We start from the raw sequence: 20742 nt of genomic DNA on the forward strand, positions 1-20742 counted from the left end.
CTCATCCCGCCAGGCTGAAGCGTTCGAAGTGGATCTGCGGCTTGGGCACGTCCAGCTCGCGCAGGGTGCCGAGGACCGCGTTCATCATCGGCGGCGGCCCGCACAGGAAGACGTCCCGCTCCGCGATGTCCGGTACGAGCGCGGCGAGTTCACGCGGCGCCAGTCGGTCCGGCACCGGCGGCCCGGTGACCAGGTGCAGCTCGGCCCCCTTGGCCAGGGCGAGTTCGTGCAGCTCGTCGTAGAGCACGGCGTCCCGCTCGCCGGCCACCCGGTAGATGACCACCGCGTGCCCGTCGATCTCCTCGAGGAGCGCCCGGATCGGGGTGACGCCGACACCGCCGGCGATGAGCAGGGCCTCGGGCCGGGTGCGGTGCATGGCGGTGAAGGCGCCGTAGGGGCCCTCGGCGAAGACACGGGTGCCGGGCTTGAGATGGCGCAGTCCGGCGGAGCCGTCGCCGGCCGCCTTCGCGGTGAGGCGCAGCCTGGTGCCGTCGGGCGCGGCAGACAGGGAGAAGGGGTTCGCCTGCCACCAGCGGTCCTTGGTCAGGAACCGCCACAGGAAGAACTGGCCGGCCCGGGCGGGCAGCCGGTCCAGGTCACGACCGGTGATGTAAACGCTTACGACGTTGTCGGCCTCGGGAACGACAGCCTCGACGCGCAACTGGTGGCGCCAGTTCCGCCACAGCGGCAGGACCACCCGGCCCAGCAGCACCGAGCCGAGGGCGACGCCCCACACCGCGTACCAGTACGCCGTGGCGGCGGACGACGCGGTGAAGGTCGTCCCGACCGCGACCTGGTGCGTGAAGGCCAGCACCACGGCGACGTACGTGTACAGGTGGATGAAGTGCCAGGTCTCGTAGGCGAGGCGCCGCCGGGCCCAGCGGCCGGAGACGCCGCCGATGACCAGGATCAGCACCATCGCGACGGCTGCGCGCAGCACACCTTCGACGGTCTCGGCCAGGTCGACGAGCTGGCTCACCGGGTTCATCGACGACGATTCGGCGTAGCCGAAGGTGATGAACACCACATGGCCGACCAGCGTCCACAACAGGCTGAAACCGGTCCAGCGGTGCCAGTTGGTCAGCCGGTCCATGCCGATGCGGCGGTCGAGCCAGGGCAGCCGGGCCACCAGCAGCAGCTGGAACGCCATCAGCAGGGCGCTGTACAGGCCGGCGAAGCGGCCGATCACGACGAGCGCGTTGGAGGCGAAACCCGCCTGGACGGCGAAGAGGGTCACGACGGCCGCGTTCGCGGCCAGCACGGCGTACAGGCCGGTGCGGGCCACTACTTTGGGACGTATCGCCGTGGGGGGTACGGGAGGCGATTGGACGGTCGTCACGGACGGAAGCTCCTAGATCGGGTCCTCAGAACACAGAGCTTGTCCGTGCTTCGCTGTCGTTTTCCTGTCGTACAACTTTCAAGATCTTATCGATTCGCGCACACGTGAGACGCGGGTCTGGCGCTGCGGGGTGTGTGGCGCACTATGAGCAGGTGGAAAAAGTACGACTCCTCGTCGTGGACGACGACCCGCCGATCGCCGATCTCGTGGCGACGGTCGCCCGCTACGAAGGCTGGGAAGCGGTCACCGCGAACTCGGGTGCGGAGGCGCTGCGCCGCGCCGCCGACTTCCACCCCGACATCGTGGTGCTCGACCTGATGCTGCCCGACATCGACGGCTTCGGCGTGCTCGACCGGCTGCGGCACAGCGGGACGATGGTGCCGGTGGTGTTCCTGACGGCACGCGACGGGGTCGCCGACCGGGTCGCGGGGCTGACCCGGGGCGGGGACGACTATCTGGTGAAACCGTTTGCCGTGGAGGAGCTGATGGCCCGGCTGCGGACCGTACTGCGACGCAGCGCCGGTCCCGGTGTCCAGCGCTCCGTGCTGCGGGTGTCGGACCTCACCATGGACGAGGACACCCGGGAGGTCCGGCGCGGCGGAAAACTGCTGACGCTCACCCCCACCGAGTACGAGGTGCTGCGCTATCTGATGCGGAAATCGCCGACCGTGCTCACCAAGGCGCAGATCCTCGACCATGTGTGGGAATACGGTTTCGGCGGCCGTTCCAACGTCGTCGAACTGGTCGTCAGCCGACTGCGTCGCAAGCTCGACACGACGGGCGACGACCCGCTGATCCAGACGGTACGCGGTTTCGGGTACGTGATACGGCAGGCGACCGAGTGATCGGCCGCTTCCGGCACGCGTATCGCAGACTGCGGCTCGGCACCCGGCTGGCGCTCGGCCTGGGCGCGCTGTCGCTGGTCGTGTTCGCGGTGGTCGGCGCCACGCTGACCATGTACATGCGGGACTACCTGAATCATCAGCTGCGCGACCAGATCAAGCTGGTCCAGGTCGTACAGTCCAAGGACGCCAAGGCCCACGGCATCGTGGAACGCAAGCCGTACTACGGCTGGTACACGGCCGTGTACGACGTCACGGCGGGGTCGGCCGTGCTGCGCAAGCCCGCGGACGTGCCCTCGGACACCACGGCGCTCACCGCCCTGGCCCGGCGGATGGAGGACGTCGACGCCGACGTCACCCGCACGGTACGGATCGACGGCGAGGGCACCTACCTGCTGCGCGCCTGCGAGGTCTCGCCCGGGGTCGTGCTGGTCAGTGCCGCGCCGACGGAGGACATCGACGGCACCGTGCGCCAGCTGATCACCATGCAGGTGGTCGCCTTCGGCCTCGCCCTGCTGGCGCTCGTGGTGTTCGGCCGGCGGATGCTGAAACACGGTCTGAAACCGTTGAGCGACATGGCGCACACCGCGCACGGCATCGCCTCGCACGACCTGACCGAGTCGGCGTCCCGGCTGCATCTGCGCGCGGACGCCCCCGGCGGCGGTCCGGAGGTCGAGGAGCTGCGCACCGCCTTCAACACGATGTTGCAGCACATCGACGACTCCCTCGCCGTGCGGGCGGAAGCCGAACAGCGCCTGCGCCGCTTCGTCGCCGACGCCTCGCACGAACTGCGCACGCCCCTGATGTCGGTACGCGGTTACGCGGACCTTTTCCAGTACGCACCCGCCAACGCGCCCGAGGAACGTGACAAGCACCTGGCCCGGCTGCGTGCCGAGGCCGCCCGGATGGGCTTCCTCCTCGACGATCTCCTGCTGCTCGCCCGCCTGGACGCGGCCGAGGTGGAGACGCCCCTGCGGATGGAGAACGCCGATCTGGTGGAGCTGGTCGAGCAGGCGGCCGACGCGTTCCGCGCGAGCCACCCCGGCCATCCGCTGACGATGTCCCCCGGCCCGGTCCCCGTACCGCTGCGGATGGACCCGCACCGCATCCGCCAGGTCCTGGACAACCTCCTCACCAACGCCGCCGTGCACACCCCGGCCGGTACCGCGGTCCGCGTCGAGGTCGCCGTCTCGGCGGACACGGCACGCGTCCACGTCACCGACAAGGGCCCCGGTATCCCGCCGGGTGACCGCGACCGCGTCTTCGACCGGTTCTACCGCGTCGACAAGGCCCGCAGCCGTGACCGCGGCGGCAGCGGCCTCGGTCTGTCCGTCGCCCGGTCCCTGAGCCGGGCGCACGGGGGCACGCTGGAGCTGGGCGACGTGGAGGGGGTCACGGTGTTCACGGTGACGCTGCCGAGGGGACCGGTCACGGCCGGGCAGGCGCTGTAACGCGGTAACGCGGTAACGCGGTAACGCGGTAACGCGGTAACGCGGTAACGCGGTAACGCGAAGTATCGGTGATCAGGGAGGCTCTGCGCACGACACGGCACGACGCCGCGCCCGCGCCCGCCGCAACCGCAACCGCAACCGCAACCGCAACCGCAACCGCAACAGCAACAGCAACAGCAACAGCAACAGCAACAGCAACGATCACCCGTTGTGGAGAGGCCCGGCGCGGAAACCGGCTGGTTTCCGCAGAGTTGAGCTGAGCTGCTCTTTCGGTACGGCGGAAACAACTTTCCCCACCCCCGTAGGCGTCCGGCCGGCACGCGCGGAGAGGGCCGCCCGTACTGCGGGCCGGTGAACCTCGGGGCGTGCCCGGGATGAACCCCGGGGGGTACGGGCAGAAATCCCACAGTCTCACTGCGCCTCCCCCCGCCTCACGGCACCTCACAGCACCTTGCCTCACGGCACCAGCCGCATGGCACCCCGCATCACCGCACTGCGGTCGCCCTTCGGCCCGCGCTCCGTCGGCTTACGGACACCGCACCGTCACACCGGAGGGGAACGACTACCCCGTCCCCTCCCCAGGCCCGATCCGTCGCGCCGCCGCGCGCGGTCACGACGCGGAAGGACGACGTGCGCCGTGTCCCTGCTGCCCCTCGACGACCCCGCGTCCCCGCCACCGCCCCAGCCCCCGCTCGCGGAAGACCGCCGCCGCCCCCTGGCCGCCACCGCCACCCGCCGGGCCCTCACCCTGTCGCCGATCCTGCTGCTCGCAGTGTGGGCGGTGGTCGACTGGCACGCCGTGCGAGACGGCACCGCCCTGCTCGCCACCGCCGACCCCTGGTGGCTGCTGGTGGGGCTCCTCTTCACCTATCTGGGCTCGGTCGCCGCGGCCTGCGTCCGTCAGGGGGCGATCCCGGACCGGCTGCCACCGGGTCTGCTGGTGGCCTCCCAGATCGCCGCGGGCGCCGCGAACCACATACTGCCGGCGAGCATCGGCGCCCACGCGGTCACGGTCCGCTTCCTGCAACGCCAGGGCGTCGCCCTCCCCCGCGCCACCGCCTCGATCGCGCTGTACTCCCTGGTCAGAGCCGTGGCCAAGACACCCGTTGTGCTGATTTTCCTGCTCGCCGCGCCCAGCGCCATACCCCCCGCCAGGCTTCTCCCGGAAGGACGGACGCTGCTCCTGGCCGCCGCGGGCCTCCTGTTGGCCCCCGCGGCGACCGCGGCGCTGCTCGTTCTCGTACGGCCGCTGCGCGGCCCCGCCCTGAACTTCGTCCGTACGGCCCTCACCGATGCCCGGCATCTGCACACCCGCCCCGCCCGCTTCCTCCCCCTGTGGGGCGGAGCGGTCGCGGCGCCGCTGATCCAGGCGAGCGTGGTGGCCTCGGTGGGAACGGCGCTGGGCCTGCCCCTGTCCTGGCCGCAGTTGCTCTTCGCGTTCCTCGCGGCGAGCACCGCGGCAGGCGCCGTCCCCGCACCCGGCGGTATCGGCCCGGTCGACGCGGCGCTGGTCCTCACCCTGGCCGGCTACGGCACCCCGCTGCCCCTCGCCACCGCGACGGTCATCGGCTATCGGGTGCTGACGGTGTGGCTGCCGCTGCTGCCCGGGATGCTGGTGCTCTCGGCGCTGGTACAGCGGAAGCAACTGTGACCCGTCGCCTCTCCCCGGCCGCCCGGTCCGGCCGCCTCGCCGTCAGCCCTCGCCGTCATCCCCTGCCGTCATCCCCTGCCGTCAGCCCTCGCCGTCCGTCGCCAGCCGCAGGGAGATGCTGTTGATGCAGTACCGCTGGTCGGTCGGAGTCGCATATCCCTCGCCCGCGAACACGTGTCCGAGGTGCGAACCGCACCGCGCGCACCGCACCTCGGTGCGCAACATCCCGTGCGAGCGGTCCTCGATCAGCTCGACGGCGTCGGTGTCCTTCGGGTCGAAGAAGGACGGCCAGCCGCAGTGGGAGTCGAACTTGGTCTCCGAGGTGAACAGTTCGGCACCGCAGGCGCGACAGGAGTAGACGCCCTCGGCCTTGGTGTCGGTGTACTCACCGGTGAACGCGGGCTCGGTCGCGGCCTGCCGCAGTACGGCGTACTCGGCCGGGGTCAGCTCCGTCCGCCACTGCTCGTCCGGCTTTTCGACGTCGTACGACATGAGCCTCAGCCCCTTACTGGGAAAGACGGTCCAGAATGCGCGGGCCCAGGTCCGTCACGTCACCCGCGCCCATGGTGAGAACGAGATCACCCGCCTTCGCCATTCCCGCCACGACCCCCGGTGCCAGGTCCTTGTCGTGCACCGCGGTCACGTCCGCGCCCGCCGCCCGGGCCGCGTCGATGATCAGCTCGCTGGTCACGCCCGGGATCGGGTCCTCGCGCGCGGGGTAGATGTCGAGAACGACGGAGGCGTCCGCGAGGGTCAGCGCCTGCCCCATCTCCATGCCGAGTTCCTGGGTCCTGGAGAACAGGTGCGGCTGGAAGAGGACGAGGATGCGGGCGTCACCGACCGCCGCGCGCATCGCCTCCAGGTCGGCCGTCATCTCCGTCGGGTGGTGGGCGTAGGAGTCGATGACCTGGACGCCCGCCGCCTCGCCCTTGAGCTGGAGCCGGCGCTTGACGCCCGTGTACGCGGCCAGGGCGGGGGCCAGTTCCGCGGCCGGGACGCCCAGGGCGACGCCCGCGGCCAGCGCGGCGACGGCGTTGTGCGCGTAGTGGCGGCCGGGCACGGAGACCGTGAAGGTGAGCTGCTGGCCGTCGAGCAGCACGGTCACCTCGCTCTTCAGCCCCTGCGGGACGACGGACAGCACCCGCACGTCGGCGTCCTCGGCCTCCCCGTACGTCACCACCCGCACGCCCTCGACCCGTCGGGTCAGCTCCCGCGCGCCCTCGTGGTCGGCGGCGATCACCAGGGTGCCGCCGGGCACGATCTTCTGGGCGAAGGTCTCGAAGGACGCGTAGATCTCGTCCATCGAGGCGTAGTTCGCGTGGTGGTCCAGCTCGACGTTGAGGACGATGGCGACCTCGGGCGCGTACTTGTGGAAGCTGCGGTCCGATTCGTCCGCCTCGGCGACGAAGATCTCGCCCTCGCCGTGCAGCGCGTTGGAACCGGGCGCGTCCAGGTCGCCGCCGATCGCGTACGAGGGGTTGAGGCCCAGCTCGGACAGCGACACCGCGAGCATGGACGTGGTGGTCGTCTTGCCGTGGGTGCCCGCGACGGCGATCGGGCGCGTCCCGTCCATCAGCCGGGCGAGCGCGTCCGAGCGGTGGACCACGGGGATCCCCAGCTCAGCCGCGCGGGCCAGCTCCGGGTTGTCCGCGCGGATCGCCGACGACACGACGACACAGCTGGCGTCGTCGGCCAGATGGTCGGCGGCATGACCGATGTGCACGGTCGCCCCGAGCGCCCGCAGCGCCGCCGCGGTCTCGGACTCCTTGGCGTCGCTGCCGGCCACCTTCGCGCCGCGCTGAGCCAGGATCTTCGCGATCCCCGACATCCCCGCCCCACCAATGCCGATGAAGTGCGGTCGGTCCATGGCGGTAGGAAGGCCGGGTGCCATGCGTGTTCTCCCAGGGTGCGCTACGACGGTTCGGTGCGCCCCCACCCTATTGCGCGAGGCTCACCGCACCCACTCAGGGGCGCGGGCCGTATCGACGGACGACCGCGCGGCGCGGACACGAGCGGACACGAGCGGACACAGCGCACCCGCACCGACCCATCACAGGAGTCCCATCACGGGAGTCCCATGACAGGAGTCCGCTCAGGCCTTGCTGTGGGAGAAGAGTTTCAGCACCGGGACTCCCACCTTGTGCCGCGCCCGGGAGGCCCAGTCCCGGTGGAAGAACTCCTCGACGTAGTGGGGGTCGGTCAGCACGATCACCTCGTCCGCCCCCACCTCCGCCACCAGGGACTTCAGCGCGTCCAGCGGATGGTCCTCGACGAGGCGTCCGACCGCGTCGTGGCCCGCCACGCGCAGAGCCTGCAAGGACACCTCCAGGGCCCGTACGCCGAACCCCTTCGCCTCGTCGCCCTCGGGCGTCTCGCCCTCCCGTGCGGCCTCGTCCAGTTCGCCGAGAGCCACGTCGTCGATGGCCCGCAGCAAGCGGTCCGCCTGGTCGCCGCGCGGCTGGAGCAGCACCTGGAAAGTGACCGGCTCGTCGCCGTGCAAGGTGCTGACGAACTCCACGTCGGCGGACGTCAGGGCCTTCTCGATCATCAAAACGCTTGTGAACACCAGCGCCCCATTCTCCTTCGAGGACCCCCGTGGCCCTCTCTCCTCCGTGGGCCGTCGGCGGCCCTGCGGAAACCATCCTTCCCCGTGTGCGCACGGGGACTGCGAGATTCAGTGTGCCCGCCGGACGCCAAACGGAACGGTTGATTCCGCCCTTTCCGGGCCGACGGTGACGATCGAACTCCTATCCGCATCACGGCCGTCGATACCTACTGAACAGGAAACCCTCCTCCTCCAGGAGGGAGACCAGTGCGAATCGCCGCGGAACCGCGACCGACGGCCCGCCCGCGATCCGCTGCGCGTCGCCGACGGCGAGCATCGGGGAGACGGTCAGACAGAGCTCGTCGAGCACTCCGGCGGCCACGAACTGGCCCAGCAGCCGGGGCCCGCCCTCCGTCAGCAGCCGGGTGTGCCCGAGCTCGGCGAGCGCCCGTACGGCCCGGTCCGGCTCGACGCCCATGCCGTCACCGGCGATCACCACGCGCGCGCCCGCCTTCTCCGCGGCCGCGACCCTGTCGGGGGCCGCCGCGGCGCCGGTCAGGATCAGGGTGGGGACCAGCGGCGAGGTGAAGAGCGGGAGCGAGAAGTCGAGGTCGAGGCTCGCGGTGACCACCGCGACGGCCGGCGCGGGACCCTGCCCGGCCGCCTCGCGCCGCGCCGCAAACTCGGCACGCGCGCGTGCGGGACGGTACCCCTCCAGACGTACCGTTTCCGCGCCCACGACCACCACGTCCGCGAGCCCGCGCAGCGTGCCGAAGATCCGCATGTCGGTGGCGGTGGAGATGGGCTGGGAGCGCCCGTCGTGCTGGGCGGCGCCGTCGAGCGTGGACACCATGTTGGCCCGCAGCCAGGGCCCCGGCTCACCGGGTCCGGGCTCGGGGTACGCGTAGGCGTCGGCGAGCTCGTCGAGGCTCCACTCGCGATCCTGGGCCGCTCCACCCCCTTCGCCGCCGCCCTCGCCGGGGGCCCCGAGCGGCCTGCCGCCGGAGTCGGTCGTCACTGTCTGGTCGGTCACAGGGAACAGCCGTCGCATGCCAGGCAGTCTGGCACGCCCCGTAGCATGGGGAACCGTGTCGTCCTCCTCCCCAGCCCCCGGCCTCAGCCCGATAGCCGACGCGGCCCCGGTGTCCCTCTGCACCCGCCAGCCGCACGTCCCCGCGGACCGGCTGGTCGCCGAGATGGTGCCGCCGCCACGCTTCGACTCGGTCCGCTTCAGCACCTACATCCCGGATCCGAACCAGCCCAGCCAGACCGAGGCGGTCGGCGTCCTGGAGGGGTTCGCGACCGGACTCGGCGGAGCGCACGCCGCCGGCGGCGCCAGGCGGGGGTTCCTCGGCCTCGGCAGGTCCAAGGCGCCCAAGGTCCCCGCCGGGCCGCGCGGCGTCTATCTGGACGGCGGCTACGGCGTCGGCAAGACGCACCTGCTGGCGTCCCTGTGGCACGCCACCCCGGCGGAGCCCGCCCTCAAGGCCTTCGGCACCTTCGTCGAGCTGACCAACCTGGTCGGCGCCCTCGGCTTCCAGCAGACGGTACGGACCCTCTCCGGGCACCGGCTGCTGTGCATCGACGAGTTCGAGCTGGACGACCCGGGCGACACCGTCCTCGTCTCGACGCTGCTCGGCAAGCTGGTCGAGGCGGGCGTCGCGCTCGCCGCCACTTCCAACACGCTCCCGGGCAAGCTCGGCGAGGGCCGGTTCGCGTCCGCCGACTTCCTGCGCGAGATCCAGGGCCTGTCGGCGCACTTCCGCGCGCTGCGCATCGACGGCGAGGACTACCGCCACCGCGGTCTGCCCGACGCGCCGGCGCCGTACTCCGACGAGCAGGTGACGAAGGCGGCCTACGCCACCGAGGGCGCCTCGCTCGACGACTTCCCGCATCTGCTGGAGCACCTCGCCAAGGTCCACCCGAGCCGCTACGGCGCGCTGACGGATGGCCTGAAGGCGGTCTGCCTCACGGACGTGGGGGCGGTGCCCGACCAGTCCACGGCTCTGCGGCTGGTGGTCCTGGCCGACCGGCTCTACGACCGCGAGGTCCCGGTCCTGGCCTCCGGGCTCCCCTTCGACCGGCTGTTCAGCGAGGAGATGCTGAACGGCGGCTACCGCAAGAAGTACTTCCGCGCGATCTCCCGGCTCACCGCGCTGGCCCGCGACGCCAAACGGCTCGTCGAGCCCCAATAAACGATCTTGGCCGCCAGGTCAAGAGTCGGTTCGCGCCAAGAATCCCTCCCTTTTGAGGCGCACTTCATCTCGCAACGTCGAGTTAACCCTGCAAACAACCTTGCAGGGTTAACGTGTTTCTTGACCAGTGGTTGACCAACCGTTGGTCTGGACTAGAAACGCGAACCGACCGAAGGGGGGCGCATGTTCCGAGGTGCGACGACCCGGACCGTCCTTTCGGTCCTCGCCGCCGTCCTGCTCGCCCTCCCGTTCTTCGCACCTACGTCATCCTTCGCACACGCGCACACAGTGCGTCAGGTCGAGGCCAAGACCCAGCCCGGAATCAAACACTCCGGCAAATCGATGCGCGACGAGGTCGTCACGTTCCGCGACTGCGGCCGCTCCGGCGGCCCCGTCGACCCGCTGCGCACCCGCGACCGCCACCGCGCCACCACCTCCGCGCCGGCCGCCTCGACACCCCAGGAGCCCGAGCGCGCGCTGCTGGCGCAGGATCCCGCGGCCGCGCATCAGCCGCCCCGGCCCGGCGACCCCTACCACCGCTCGTCGAGATCCTCGGCGGCCCACTCCCCGGCGGCACTCCAGGTCTTCCGCTGCTGAGAGAGCAGAGCAGAACAGCAGTCCCCCACCTGTCCTGTGTCCTGCACATCCGACGCGCCCCCACGGCGCGCCAGGAGGAGTCACCACGTCATGCAGCCCCTCATCGACAACGCCCGTACGTTCGGACAGCGCCCTGAGGAGTTCGCCAAACTCGCAGACGGCCAGTCCCCCCAGGTCCTGTTCATCACCTGCTCCGACTCGCGGGTCGTTCCCGCCCTGATCACGGGCGCCCGTCCCGGCGAGCTCTTCGAGCTGCGCACCGCGGGCAACATCGTTCCCCCCTACGGCTCCGACCGCCCCACCGGCGAGGCGGCCACCATCGAGTACGCCGTGGAGGTGCTCGGCGTCCAGGACGTCGTCGTCTGCGGCCACTCGCACTGCGGTGCCGTCGGCGCGCTGGTGCGCGGCGACGACCTCGACGGCGTCCCCGCCGTACGCGACTGGCTCGCGCACGCCGCGGACGAACCGGGGACCGCCGACCCCGACGACCCCACGGTCATGCGGGCGGTGCAGAACCATGTACTCGCCCAGTTGCTGCGGCTGCGCTCCTACCCGTGCGTGGAGAAGCGGCTGGCCGACGGCCGGCTGCGGGTGCGCGGCTGGTACTACGAGGTGCACACCGGTGCCGTACGCGAGCACCGTGTCGACACCGACGGATTCGAGGCCCTGTGAGCGCCGCGATGGACCAGCAGCCCGCCGGGCGAATATCCCGGTTCCCCCACCTCAAGCAGGACTTCGCCGCCTCTCTCGTCGTCTTCCTGGTCGCGCTGCCGCTGTGCGTGGGCGTGGCCGTGGCCTCCGGCGTGCCGGCCGAGCTGGGGCTCGTCACCGGCATCGTCGGCGGCCTCGTCACCGGTCTGCTGCGGGGCAGTTCCCTCCAGGTGTCCGGTCCGGCGGCCGGACTGACCGTGCTGGTCTTCGAGGCGGTGCAGGAGTTCGGCCTGCCCGCCCTCGGAGTGATCGTCCTCGCGACGGGCGTCCTCCAGCTCGCCATGGGCGCCCTGAAACTGGGCCGCTACTTCCGGGCCATCTCGGTCTCGGTCGTCGAGGGCATGCTGGCCGGAATCGGCCTGGTGCTGATCGCCGGTCAGCTGTACGCGATGGCGGGCGCCAAGGCGCCGTCGTCCGGCCTCGGGAAGATCGCCGGACTGCCCGGGGCCGTCGTGGACGCGGTCGGCAGTACGTCCGCGCTGGCCTCGCTCGCGATCGGCGCCGGCACCATCGCGGTGCTCGTGTTGTGGAAGCGGTTGCCGGCGAAGGTGCGTACGGTGCCCGGACCGCTCGCCGCGGTGGGCCTGGCCACACTCGCCGCCCTGCTGCTGAACCTGCCCGTGGCCACCGTCGAGGTGCAGGGCCTCCTCGGTTCCGTCCAGCCGCCGTCGCTGAGCTCCTTCGGCGAGCTGGCACACGTCGGCCTGCTCGGCACGATCGTCGCGTTCACCCTGATCGCGTCCGCCGAGTCGCTGTTCAGCGCGGCCGCGGTGGACCGGCTGCACGACGGTCCGCGTACCGAGTACGACAAGGAGCTGATGGCACAGGGCGCGGGCAACGCGATCTGCGGGGCGCTCGGCGCGCTGCCGATGACCGCGGTGATCGTGCGCAGCGCGGCCAACGTGCAGGCGGGCGCGCGGACCAAGGCGTCGCGCGTCCTGCACGGCGTGTGGCTGCTGCTGTTCGCGGCCCTGCTGCCGAACGTGCTGGCGTACATACCCATCCCGGCGCTGGCCGGCATCCTCGTGCACGCGGGCGCCAAGCTCGTGCCCGTGCGGGCGATCGTGGGTCTGTGGCGCGAGCACCGCGGCGAGGCGCTGATCCTGGTCGTCACGGCCGTGTCGATCGTCGCGGTCAGCATGTTCGAGGGTGTTCTGATCGGTCTCGCGCTGGCCGTCGCCAAGACGGCCTGGGAGGCCTCGCACATCAGGCTGGAGGTCGTCGACAAGGGCGCCGGCCCCGTCCAGGCGTATCTGTCGGGCAACGCGACGTTCCTGCGGCTGCCGAAGATCCTCGACAGCCTGGAGGCCCTCCCGCAGGACCGCCCCGTCGAGCTGGACCTCTCGGGTCTGCACCACCTCGACCACGCCTGCCGTACGGCGCTGGAGACCTGGGCCGAACGGCACAGCGCGGTCGGCACGGAGCCGGTGAAGGTCACGGAACCGGTGACGACCGTGTAGCCCGCCCCACGCGCTGTCCGGCCCGGGACTCGGGGCGTGGCCCCGGGCCGGACAGCGGGCATATCGTTACAGGGCAGGCAGAAACAGACGGAAACGCTCTTACGGGCCTCTCGCCGAGGAGGTCGTCATGCTCCAGGAGCTGCTGGGCGCGGCCGCGGCGGTCGCCGCCGGAGGCCTCGTGTACGTAGGGGCGGCGGCGCGGGTCGTCAAGCAGTACGAACGCGGGGTCGTCCTCCGGCTCGGCCGGCTGCGCGGCGAGGTCCGCCAACCGGGGTTCACCCTGGTCGTCCCGGCCGTGGACCGGTTGCGCAAGGTCAACATGCAGATCGTGACGATGCCCATCCCCGCCCAGGAGGGCATCACCCGCGACAACGTGACCGTACGGGTCGACGCGGTGGTGTACTTCCGGGTGGTGGACGCCGCCGCCGCGATCATCAACGTCGAGGACTACCGTTTCGCCGTCTCGCAGATGGCCCAGACCTCGCTGCGTTCGATCATCGGCAAGAGTGAGCTGGACGACCTGCTGTCGAACCGGGAGAAGCTCAACGAGGGCCTGGAGCTGATGATCGACAGCCCCGCCATCGGCTGGGGCGTGCAGATCGACCGGGTGGAGATCAAGGACGTCTCCCTGCCGGACACGATGAAGCGGTCGATGGCCCGGCAGGCCGAGGCCGACCGTGAGCGGCGGGCCCGGATCATCAACGCCGACGCCGAGCTCCAGGCGTCGAAGAAGCTCGCCGAGGCGGCGAAGGAGATGTCCGAGCAGCCCGCCGCGCTCCAGCTGCGGCTGCTCCAGACGGTCGTGGCGGTCGCCGCCGAGAAGAACTCCACCCTCGTCCTGCCGTTCCCGGTGGAGCTGCTGCGCTTCCTGGAAAAGGCCCAGCAACCGCTCCCACAACAGCCACAGCAAGAATCACCGCAACAGCCACAGCAACAGCCACAGCAACAACCGCAGCAACAACCGCCGCTGCCGCCTGCACCGCCGCCCTCCCCGAAGGATGTGGAGGAGTGACACGAGCTACGCGCGTGGTTCCCGGGGCGCACTCCGGGTGATAGACACAGCGGGATCACAGTTCCTGTCCGCCAGCAGGAAGGTTTCCCCATGTCTGCGACACGACGTCAGATCCTCGCCGGTACCGGCGCCCTGGGAGTGGGCGCGAGCATCGCGTTCACCGGCGCCCTCTCCGACCTCTTCGCGGGCACCGCCGCCGCGCAGAGCCTCGGCCACGACGGCTACGGCCCTCTCGTACCCGACAAGGACGGCCTGCTCGACCTTCCCGCGCACTTCCGCTACCGGGTCCTGTCCCGCGAGGGCGACCCGCTGCGCTCCGGCGAGGGCCCGGTGCCCTCGAACCACGACGGCATGACGGCCCTGCCCGGCCGGGGCGGTCGCGTCCACCTGGTCCGCAACCACGAGAACCGCCCCACGGCGAAGTTCCCCGTCCCCACGGTCGAAGGTCTGACCTACGACCCGGCGGGCAAGGGCGGCTGTACCGCCCTGACGCTGGACTCCCGGAACAACGTGCTCGCCGAGCGGGTGGCCATCGCCGGTACGGCCGTCAACTGCGCGGGCGGGCCCACCCCGTGGCACACCTGGCTGACCTGCGAGGAGACCGAGGACAAAGCCGGCACAAACGGTTACACAAAGGATCACGGCTTCATCTTCGAGGTCGACCCGTCCGACCCGCGCCGCAGCGGGGCCGTCCCGCTGACCGCGATGGGCCGCTTCCAGCACGAGGCGATCGCCGTCGACCCGCGTCTCGGAATCGTTTACGAAACCGAGGACGCGTTTCTGGAGCCGTTCGGCCTTTTCTACCGCTTTCTCCCGAAGAAACCACTGGGCGGGGCGGGCTCGCTGCGCGCGGGCGGCCGCCTCCAGGCGATGCGCGTTCCCGGCGTGCCGGACCTGTCCTCGATCCAGGAGACCGGCGCCACCTTCGACGGCATCGAGTGGGTCGACGTACCGGACCCCCTCGCCGTCGAAACCCCGGTCCGTCTCCAGGACTTCGGCCCGAAGGGCATCACCCACGCCCAGAAGCTCGAGGGCTGTTACTGGGGCGGGCGGTGCGTGTACTTCGTGTCGTCGTTCGCGCGCGGCGCGGACGGCTCGGCGGCCGATCACTTCGGCCAGATCTGGCGGTACGACCCCAAGCTCCGCCGCCTCACCCTCGTCATCGTCTTCGGCCCGGACACGGACATCCAGCTTCCGGGCGAGTCCCCGGACAACATCTGCCTGGCGCCCAGCGGCGGCCTGATGGTCTGCGAGGACGGCAACGGCGCCCAGCACGTCTTCGGCGTGACCAGGGGCGGCGAGGTGTACGCGATGGCGCGGGGCCGCCAGAACATCGGAACGCCGCAGGCCCCCGAGTGGGGCGAGTTCGCCGGCGTCACCTTCTCCCCCGACGGCGACACGATGTACGTCAACTGCTACACCCCGGGGACGACCTTCGCCGTCACGGGGCCCTGGCGGCGCTAGTCCGGATCCGCGAGGTGGGGCCCCGCCGCTGCGGGGCCCCACCGGCGCGTCCGGCCTGCGGCGTCCCGCGTGCGGCGTGCGGCGTCCGGCCTGCGGCGTCCCGCGTGCGGCGTGCGGCCTGCGGCGGGGCACTCCCGGCCCGGTCGGTTCCGGCGTGACGTCGCGGGAAGCACCGGCGAGGCGAACATTCCGCGTCCCCGCCTGCCCGGGCACTTCCCGGGGACCGAGAGCCCGGGCGGGTGAACGACCAGAGGCACGGTCATTTATCGCAACAAATGCCAGCACAACCCTCATAACTTCATACGATGATCCTTCCCGTACGCCGCCTCGTCGCTCTCTGCGCTCTCGGGGCCGCGGTCGCACCCCTCACCGCCTGCGGCACCCCCCACACACCACCCGCCGCGCGTCCGGCCGCCCCCGCGCACGCTTCCCTTCCCCCCACCCGGCCTCCCACGCTGGCCCCCGGTCCGGCCGGTCTCACCCCCGTGTTCAGCAACGCGCCCCGCACCGCCGACAAGAGAGTCGCTCTCACCTTCGACGCCGACATGACCGCCGACCAGGGAGCCCGCGCGGCGGCCGGCGAGCACTTCGACAACCCGGGGCTGATCGCGGCACTGCGCGCGCTGAAGGTGCCGGCCACCGTGTTCATGACCGGCCGCTGGGCCGAGGAGTACCCGGACCAGGCCCGCTCCCTCGGCCACGACCCGGGCTTCGAGGTCGCCAACCACTCCTACAGCCACTACGCCTTCACCGACGACTGCTACGGCCTGCCGACCGTCCCCGAGGACAGGATGCGCGCGGACGTGGAGCGGGCGTTCACGGCCTTCCGCAAGGCCGGGGTGCCGGACGCGATGCCTTACTTCCGTTTCCCCGGCGGCTGCTACGACCGGCGGGCGCTGCGCGCGGTGAGCGGCATGGGCGTGACCGCGGTGCAGTGGGACGTGGTGAGCGGGGACGCGTTCGCGACCGACGCGGACGCGGTGGCCCGGCAGGTGCTGGAGGGGGTCCGGCCCGGCTCCGTCGTCGTCATGCACTGCACGCGCAGCGCCGCCCCGACGACCGAGCGGGCGGTGCGGGCGATCGTGCCGGAGCTGCGCCGTCAGGGGTACCGGTTCGTGAAGGTGTCCGAACTGATCGGGGCGGCGAGCGGACGACGGTGAGCCCCGTACGCCCGACCGACCCGACCCCGCAGGCCACGTGGACGCCGCGCCCCTCGCACGTCGGTCGGCCCGCGACTCGTACGTCGTCATCGCTTACGTACGCTGGAGGGATGAGCGACGACAGTGACCGGGAGTACTGCCTGATCGACGCGACCACGCCCCCGAAGGCCGACGGGCCGCCGTACGCGGAGTGCGTGCTGTGCCGGAAGGCGACGGAGTATCCGCAGTCGTACAAGGGGATCACGCTGTGCCCGGTGTGCGAATGGCAAGAGGCGCAGCGGACTGCGTGCTCGGGGTAACCGGTTCCCCGAAGTGCGCGTTGCTCGGAGTGCGCGTTGCTCGGAGTGCGCGTTGCTCGCGGTGGCCGTTCGCTCGCGAGACCGCTTGCTCCGCACAAGCGGTTACTTTCCGGCAGACAACCGGTTGCCCGGCCGCAGGTAACCGGTTGCTGGCGGGCGGGCGGGCTGCCGACGGGCGCTCGGTCGCTGATTCGAGATCGCTTACCGGCGCGTGATCGCCGCACGGACGCGAAATCGGTTACCGGCGCGTGGTCGTCTCATCGACACGTAATCGGTTACCGACGGGCGTCCGCTCGCCGACCCCGCAATCGGTTACCTGGGCACATCACCGACGCCCGTTCTTTTTGCTGCTGTGAAAACCGCGTAACCGCTTCCCCGACCTCCCCCCTCCTCACGGCGGTCTCCCACATGCGGTCTCCCACAGCGGTCTCCTCACACCGGCCTCCTCACGGCGATCGACGTGACGTGAGCGCGCACGCCACGGCTGTCGCTGCCGCGCTCAGCAGGGCTGCCGCGGCCACGGGCAGGAGCGGCATGTGGACGGTCGCCGACTGGGAGCCGCTGACCAGGCCGCTCACCGCCGCCTGCGCCGGGGAACCGCTTACCACCAGCGCCAGCAGGGCCGCCAGCAGCAGTGCGGGGACCGCGCGGCCGGGCGAGCGCAGCACGGGCCAGGCGGTGAGCGCGCCCACGGCCGCGCCGAGCAGGGCGCAGGTCAGGACGGCGAGCAGTCCGGCGCCAGCGGCTTCCAGGACCGGTACGCGCTTGTCGTGGTCGCTGCCGACCGGGTCGCTGATGAGCGTGACCATCACCGTCGCCGTCGTACCGAGCACGACGGCCGTGGTCAGCGCGACCAGGACACAGGCCAGATGCGCCCGCCCCGGTCCGACCGCCGCCGCGACGACGGTGCGGGCGGCCGGGGGCTCGTTGCTGACGCAGATCCGCACCAGCCAGGCGGCGACGGGCAGCAGGAACGCCGCCGTGTAGCCGAGCGAGTCCAGCAGCGGCTGACCTGTGTGGGCATGCGCGGTGGCGCCGAAGCGGTCCAGCCAGTCGCCCGCGGCACGCCCGGCCGCCGTACGGGACAGGCCGTGGACCGCGCCGAGGTGGGTGAGGTAGCCGAGGGCGGTGAAGGGGAGGGCGGCGGGGAAACGTTCGGGAACGTACGCGGTTCGGGGGGCGCCGGTGACCTTGCCCTCGGTCGGGGCGTCGATGCGGGCGAGCAGACGGAGCAGGGTGGACTTCCCGGTGCCGTTGGGGCCCTCGATGCGGGTGAGGGTGGTGGGCGCCGGGTTCAGGTGCACGTCGCGGAACACCCAGGGGCCGCGCACGCCGTAGCGGCGGCCCACGGCCTCCAGCCGTAGCTCACGTGGCATGCGGACCGTCCTTTCACTCGCGGTTGCACGGATCTTCCACCTGGCAGACTGGAGGACGTGACCAGTGATCCGGCCGTTCCCGGCGACAGCCCCTTCCGTTCCGAGCGTTCGACACGGGACGAGGCTCCGCAGTTCGTCCTGCCTTTGGTGGTCCGTATCGAGCGTGCCGACCCGCCGGCGCGCACGGACGCGCTGGAGACGGCGGCGCGTGCCGTGCTGACCCTCCTCGCGGACGAGCGGGCGCTGGGCGAGGGCGAGTGGGCAGCGGACGTGCGTGACTGGCAGGACGCCAGGATCCGCAAGGTGGTGCGGCGGGCACGGGGCGCCGAGTGGCGGCGGGCGGAGGCGCTGCCCGGCATCACGGTCACGGGCAAGGCGGCGGAAGTAAGGGTTTTCCCGCCTGTTCCGCTGGACGGCTGGCCCAAGGACCTGGCGAAGCTCCAGGTTTCCGGAACCGATCTCGAGGATCCGGAGCCGCCGGTCGACATCGACCCGACGGCTCCGGTGATCTGGCAGAACCCGGAGGTCGGCATGTCAGCGGGCAAGGCGATGGCGCAGGCCGGGCACGGCGCGCAGCTCGCCTGGTGGGAGCTGTCGGACGAGGAGCGGACCGCCTGGCGCGAGGCGGGTTTTCCGCTCGCCGTGCGAACCGCGGATCCGCGACGGTGGCGTGAGCTGACGGAGAGCGGGCTGCCGTTGGTGCGGGACGCCGGGTTCACCGAGATCGCGCCGGGCAGTTGCACGGTGGTCGCCGACCACCCGGCCCTGCGAGCCCGCTAGACCCTTAGCGCCACAGTCCCGTAGGGCCACAGTCCCGTAGCCCCGTGGTCCCATTGGTCCCTCGTCCGTAGTCCCGGAGCTCACCGCAGCCCACCGCCCCGCCACGCCGGCCTACCCGGCCGACACCCCCGCGGCTCCCCGGCCCTCCGGACCTCCGGCCCGAAGCTCAAATGTTGCTCTGAAGGAGGGTGGCGGGCGGTTCGGGAGTCGGTGGCGGGGCCATACCACCGTCACCACGCAGGGGGCACGAAGGAGGCGGGGACCATGAGGCGACTGGGGACGGGGATCGGCTGGCGGCCGGAGATCGCGGACGCCGTGGAGCGCATGCCGGGCATCGACTGGGTCGAGGCCGTCGCCGAGAACGTGTGCCCCGGGCACCTGCCCGACTCGCTGCTCCGGCTGCGCGAGCGCGGGGTCACCGTCATCCCGCACGGCGTCTCGCTCGGGCTGGGCGATGCGGAGCGGCCCGACGCGGGACGGCTGGCCGCGCTCGCCGAGCGGGCCGGGGCACTGGGTTCGCCGCTGGTCACCGAGCACATCGCGTTCGTCCGCGCGGGCGGTCCCCTGACGGCGTCCCCACGGCTCGAGGCCGGGCATCTGCTGCCGGTGCCGCGCACCCGCGACGCCCTCGACGTGCTGTGCGAGAACGTGCGCATCGCGCAGGACGCGCTGCCCGTGCCGCTCGCCGTCGAGAACATCGCCGCGCTCATCGCGTGGCCCGGCGAGGAGATGACCGAGGGACAGTTCCTGTACGAGCTGGCCGACCGCACGGGCGTACGGCTGCTCATCGACGTGGCCAACCTGCACACCAACCACGTCAACCGGGGTGAGGACCCTGCCAAGGCGCTCGCCGAACTGCCCCTGGAGGCCATCGCCTACGTCCATGTAGCAGGCGGTTTCGAGCGGGACGGCGTCTGGCACGACAGCCACGCCCACCCGGTGCCCCGGCCGGTCCTCGACATCCTCACCGACCTCGCGTCCCGGGTGTCGCCGCCGGGGGTGCTGCTGGAGCGGGACGAGAACTTCCCCGAACCGGCTGAGCTGGAAAGGGAGTTGGGCACGATCAGGGCAGCCGTCGAAGCCGGCGAGCGGGAGGGTGCCCTCGCGCGAGCCTCTGCGACCACGGGAAAGCACGACACGACGAAGACGGTGACGGGAACGGGGACCAGGACCGCAACCGCGACCGGGACCGCGACCAGGACCAGGACCGCGACCGGGGTCGCGACGAGAACTGGGGACGGGATCGGGACCAGGACCAGGACCGCGCCCGTTGACGAATCCGCCCCGACCACCTCCGAGCCGGCCGCGACCGCACTCGACGAGGCCACTCGTCAGCGTCTCGGCCTCGCGCAGGCGGCGTTGTTGTCCGCGCTGATCGCCGGGACGCCGGTCCCCGAGGGTTTCGACCGGGTGCGACTCGGCGTGCAGGCACGGGCGCTGGCGGCGAAGCGGGCGGACGTGGTGGCGAAGGTGGCTCCGGAGCTGCCGCTGATCCTCGGAAGCGGTTACCGCACCGCGTTCATCGCATACGCCCAAGGCCACCCGATGCACGGCGGCTACCGGCAGGACGCCCTCGACTTCGCCGAGGAGACGCTCCTGGGGGGACGACTGACGGAGAGCCGGGCACGCCGCGAACTGCGGCGCTGGTGGCTGGACCGCTCGGGCCCCGCACCCAGGCCGAGGTCACGGCTGGGGCAGGTGGGACGAGTGGGGCGGACGTTGATTCGACGGTGAGGGACCCGGTGCCGCGGGCGGCGGGCCGCGGGCCGCGGGCCGCGGGCCGCGCGAATGTGCCGGGGTTAACACCCCGCAACCCACCACGTGCACGGCAACCGTTCCCGCACCGTTCCTGCACCGTTT

General features: G+C 71.5%; 19 protein-coding genes. 13 read left to right on the forward strand and 6 right to left on the reverse strand.

Annotated features, from left to right (window positions below; translation table 11 throughout):
- Position 1 precedes the first annotated feature (1 nt).
- Positions 2 to 1339 (reverse strand): ferric reductase-like transmembrane domain-containing protein, encoded by a 1338-nt coding sequence (locus OG933_RS11590; protein WP_405626913.1) that lies wholly within the window; start codon positions 1337 to 1339, stop codon positions 2 to 4.
- A gap of 152 nt (positions 1340 to 1491) precedes the next feature.
- Here OG933_RS11590 and OG933_RS11595 point away from each other — a divergent pair, with 152 nt between their 5' ends.
- The 3 genes from OG933_RS11595 to OG933_RS11605 all read left to right on the forward strand — a co-directional run bounded on the left by OG933_RS11595 (position 1492) and on the right by OG933_RS11605 (position 5283).
- A complete protein-coding gene (locus OG933_RS11595) occupies positions 1492 to 2184 on the forward strand; it encodes a response regulator transcription factor (protein ID WP_405626916.1) in 693 nt (230 codons plus the stop codon).
- Complete coding sequence (locus tag OG933_RS11600; protein ID WP_405626918.1) at positions 2181 to 3632, forward strand: sensor histidine kinase; 1452 nt, start codon at positions 2181 to 2183, stop codon at positions 3630 to 3632. Before OG933_RS11595 ends, OG933_RS11600 begins: the two co-directional genes overlap by 4 nt.
- 637 nt (positions 3633 to 4269) lie before the next feature.
- On the forward strand, positions 4270 to 5283 hold the full coding sequence (locus tag OG933_RS11605) for a lysylphosphatidylglycerol synthase domain-containing protein (protein ID WP_362535814.1): 1014 nt from the start codon (positions 4270 to 4272) through the stop codon (positions 5281 to 5283).
- An 81-nt stretch (positions 5284 to 5364) separates the two neighbouring features.
- On the opposite strand, the gene msrB is transcribed toward OG933_RS11605, so the two are convergent.
- The 4 genes from msrB to OG933_RS11625 all read right to left on the reverse strand — a co-directional run bounded on the left by msrB (position 5365) and on the right by OG933_RS11625 (position 8879).
- Complete coding sequence (gene msrB, locus OG933_RS11610) at positions 5365 to 5775, reverse strand: peptide-methionine (R)-S-oxide reductase MsrB (RefSeq protein ID WP_142266651.1); 411 nt, start codon at positions 5773 to 5775, stop codon at positions 5365 to 5367.
- A gap of 13 nt (positions 5776 to 5788) precedes the next feature.
- Entirely contained in the window at positions 5789 to 7174 is a 1386-nt protein-coding gene (murC, locus tag OG933_RS11615) for a UDP-N-acetylmuramate--L-alanine ligase (RefSeq protein ID WP_405626921.1), read from the reverse strand.
- Positions 7175 to 7375: 201 nt separating this feature from the next.
- Complete coding sequence (locus OG933_RS11620; RefSeq protein WP_362535819.1) at positions 7376 to 7849, reverse strand: indole-3-glycerol phosphate synthase; 474 nt, start codon at positions 7847 to 7849, stop codon at positions 7376 to 7378.
- A 190-nt stretch (positions 7850 to 8039) separates the two neighbouring features.
- On the reverse strand, positions 8040 to 8879 hold the full coding sequence (locus tag OG933_RS11625) for a pyrimidine reductase family protein (protein ID WP_200839838.1): 840 nt from the start codon (positions 8877 to 8879) through the stop codon (positions 8040 to 8042).
- A 37-nt stretch (positions 8880 to 8916) separates the two neighbouring features.
- Here OG933_RS11625 and zapE point away from each other — a divergent pair, with 37 nt between their 5' ends.
- The 8 genes from zapE (at position 8917) to OG933_RS11665 (ending at position 16726) form a co-directional block, all read left to right on the forward strand.
- Entirely contained in the window at positions 8917 to 10023 is a 1107-nt protein-coding gene (gene zapE, locus OG933_RS11630; protein ID WP_405626924.1) for a cell division protein ZapE, read from the forward strand.
- Between the two features lie 183 nt (positions 10024 to 10206).
- Positions 10207 to 10620 (forward strand): hypothetical protein, encoded by a 414-nt coding sequence (locus tag OG933_RS11635; protein WP_362535824.1) that lies wholly within the window; start codon positions 10207 to 10209, stop codon positions 10618 to 10620.
- A 90-nt stretch (positions 10621 to 10710) separates the two neighbouring features.
- On the forward strand, positions 10711 to 11292 hold the full coding sequence (locus OG933_RS11640; protein WP_171400094.1) for a carbonic anhydrase: 582 nt from the start codon (positions 10711 to 10713) through the stop codon (positions 11290 to 11292).
- 8 nt (positions 11293 to 11300) lie between these two features.
- Positions 11301 to 12791, forward strand: coding sequence for a SulP family inorganic anion transporter (locus OG933_RS11645; protein WP_362535857.1), 1491 nt, complete (start codon positions 11301 to 11303; stop codon positions 12789 to 12791).
- A gap of 127 nt (positions 12792 to 12918) precedes the next feature.
- Positions 12919 to 13803, forward strand: coding sequence for a slipin family protein (locus OG933_RS11650; RefSeq protein WP_405626928.1), 885 nt, complete (start codon positions 12919 to 12921; stop codon positions 13801 to 13803).
- 90 nt (positions 13804 to 13893) lie between these two features.
- A complete protein-coding gene (locus OG933_RS11655; protein WP_054243369.1) occupies positions 13894 to 15267 on the forward strand; it encodes a PhoX family protein in 1374 nt (457 codons plus the stop codon).
- Between the two features lie 305 nt (positions 15268 to 15572).
- Positions 15573 to 16427 carry a polysaccharide deacetylase family protein gene (locus OG933_RS11660; protein WP_405626930.1) on the forward strand — a complete coding sequence of 285 codons (855 nt, stop codon included), beginning with the start codon at positions 15573 to 15575 and terminating at the stop codon, positions 16425 to 16427.
- 110 nt (positions 16428 to 16537) lie between these two features.
- Positions 16538 to 16726, forward strand: a complete 189-nt coding sequence (locus OG933_RS11665; RefSeq protein ID WP_405626933.1) for a hypothetical protein — start codon at positions 16538 to 16540, stop codon at positions 16724 to 16726.
- A 446-nt stretch (positions 16727 to 17172) separates the two neighbouring features.
- Here OG933_RS11665 and OG933_RS11670 read toward each other — a convergent pair whose 3' ends face one another.
- On the reverse strand, positions 17173 to 18102 hold the full coding sequence (locus OG933_RS11670) for an ATP-binding cassette domain-containing protein (protein ID WP_405626935.1): 930 nt from the start codon (positions 18100 to 18102) through the stop codon (positions 17173 to 17175).
- Between the two features lie 57 nt (positions 18103 to 18159).
- On the opposite strand from OG933_RS11670, the gene OG933_RS11675 reads away from it, so the two are divergent.
- Together OG933_RS11675 and OG933_RS11680 are read left to right on the forward strand one after the other, a co-directional pair.
- A complete protein-coding gene (locus tag OG933_RS11675) occupies positions 18160 to 18882 on the forward strand; it encodes a peptidyl-tRNA hydrolase (protein WP_405626937.1) in 723 nt (240 codons plus the stop codon).
- Positions 18883 to 19146: 264 nt separating this feature from the next.
- Positions 19147 to 20616, forward strand: a complete 1470-nt coding sequence (locus OG933_RS11680; protein WP_405626941.1) for a DUF692 domain-containing protein — start codon at positions 19147 to 19149, stop codon at positions 20614 to 20616.
- Positions 20617 to 20742: the final 126 nt, after the last annotated feature.

Origin of the sequence: Streptomyces sp. NBC_00016, assembly GCF_045040885.1 — a bacterium.
Taxonomy (GTDB): domain Bacteria; phylum Actinomycetota; class Actinomycetes; order Streptomycetales; family Streptomycetaceae; genus Streptomyces; species Streptomyces coriariae.

Coding starts and splice junctions, on each gene's coding strand:
- OG933_RS11680 (WP_405626941.1), top strand. CDS start 19,147: ATGAGGCGACTGGGGACGGGGATCGGCTGGCGGCCGGAGATCGCGGAC.
- murC (WP_405626921.1), bottom strand. CDS start 7,174: ATGGCACCCGGCCTTCCTACCGCCATGGACCGACCGCACTTCATCGGC.
- msrB (WP_142266651.1), bottom strand. CDS start 5,775: ATGTCGTACGACGTCGAAAAGCCGGACGAGCAGTGGCGGACGGAGCTG.
- OG933_RS11660 (WP_405626930.1), top strand. CDS start 15,573: ATGATCCTTCCCGTACGCCGCCTCGTCGCTCTCTGCGCTCTCGGGGCC.
- OG933_RS11640 (WP_171400094.1), top strand. CDS start 10,711: ATGCAGCCCCTCATCGACAACGCCCGTACGTTCGGACAGCGCCCTGAG.
- OG933_RS11635 (WP_362535824.1), top strand. CDS start 10,207: ATGTTCCGAGGTGCGACGACCCGGACCGTCCTTTCGGTCCTCGCCGCC.
- OG933_RS11650 (WP_405626928.1), top strand. CDS start 12,919: ATGCTCCAGGAGCTGCTGGGCGCGGCCGCGGCGGTCGCCGCCGGAGGC.
- OG933_RS11665 (WP_405626933.1), top strand. CDS start 16,538: ATGAGCGACGACAGTGACCGGGAGTACTGCCTGATCGACGCGACCACG.
- OG933_RS11655 (WP_054243369.1), top strand. CDS start 13,894: ATGTCTGCGACACGACGTCAGATCCTCGCCGGTACCGGCGCCCTGGGA.
- OG933_RS11670 (WP_405626935.1), bottom strand. CDS start 18,102: ATGCCACGTGAGCTACGGCTGGAGGCCGTGGGCCGCCGCTACGGCGTG.
- OG933_RS11625 (WP_200839838.1), bottom strand. CDS start 8,879: ATGCGACGGCTGTTCCCTGTGACCGACCAGACAGTGACGACCGACTCC.
- OG933_RS11645 (WP_362535857.1), top strand. CDS start 11,301: ATGGACCAGCAGCCCGCCGGGCGAATATCCCGGTTCCCCCACCTCAAG.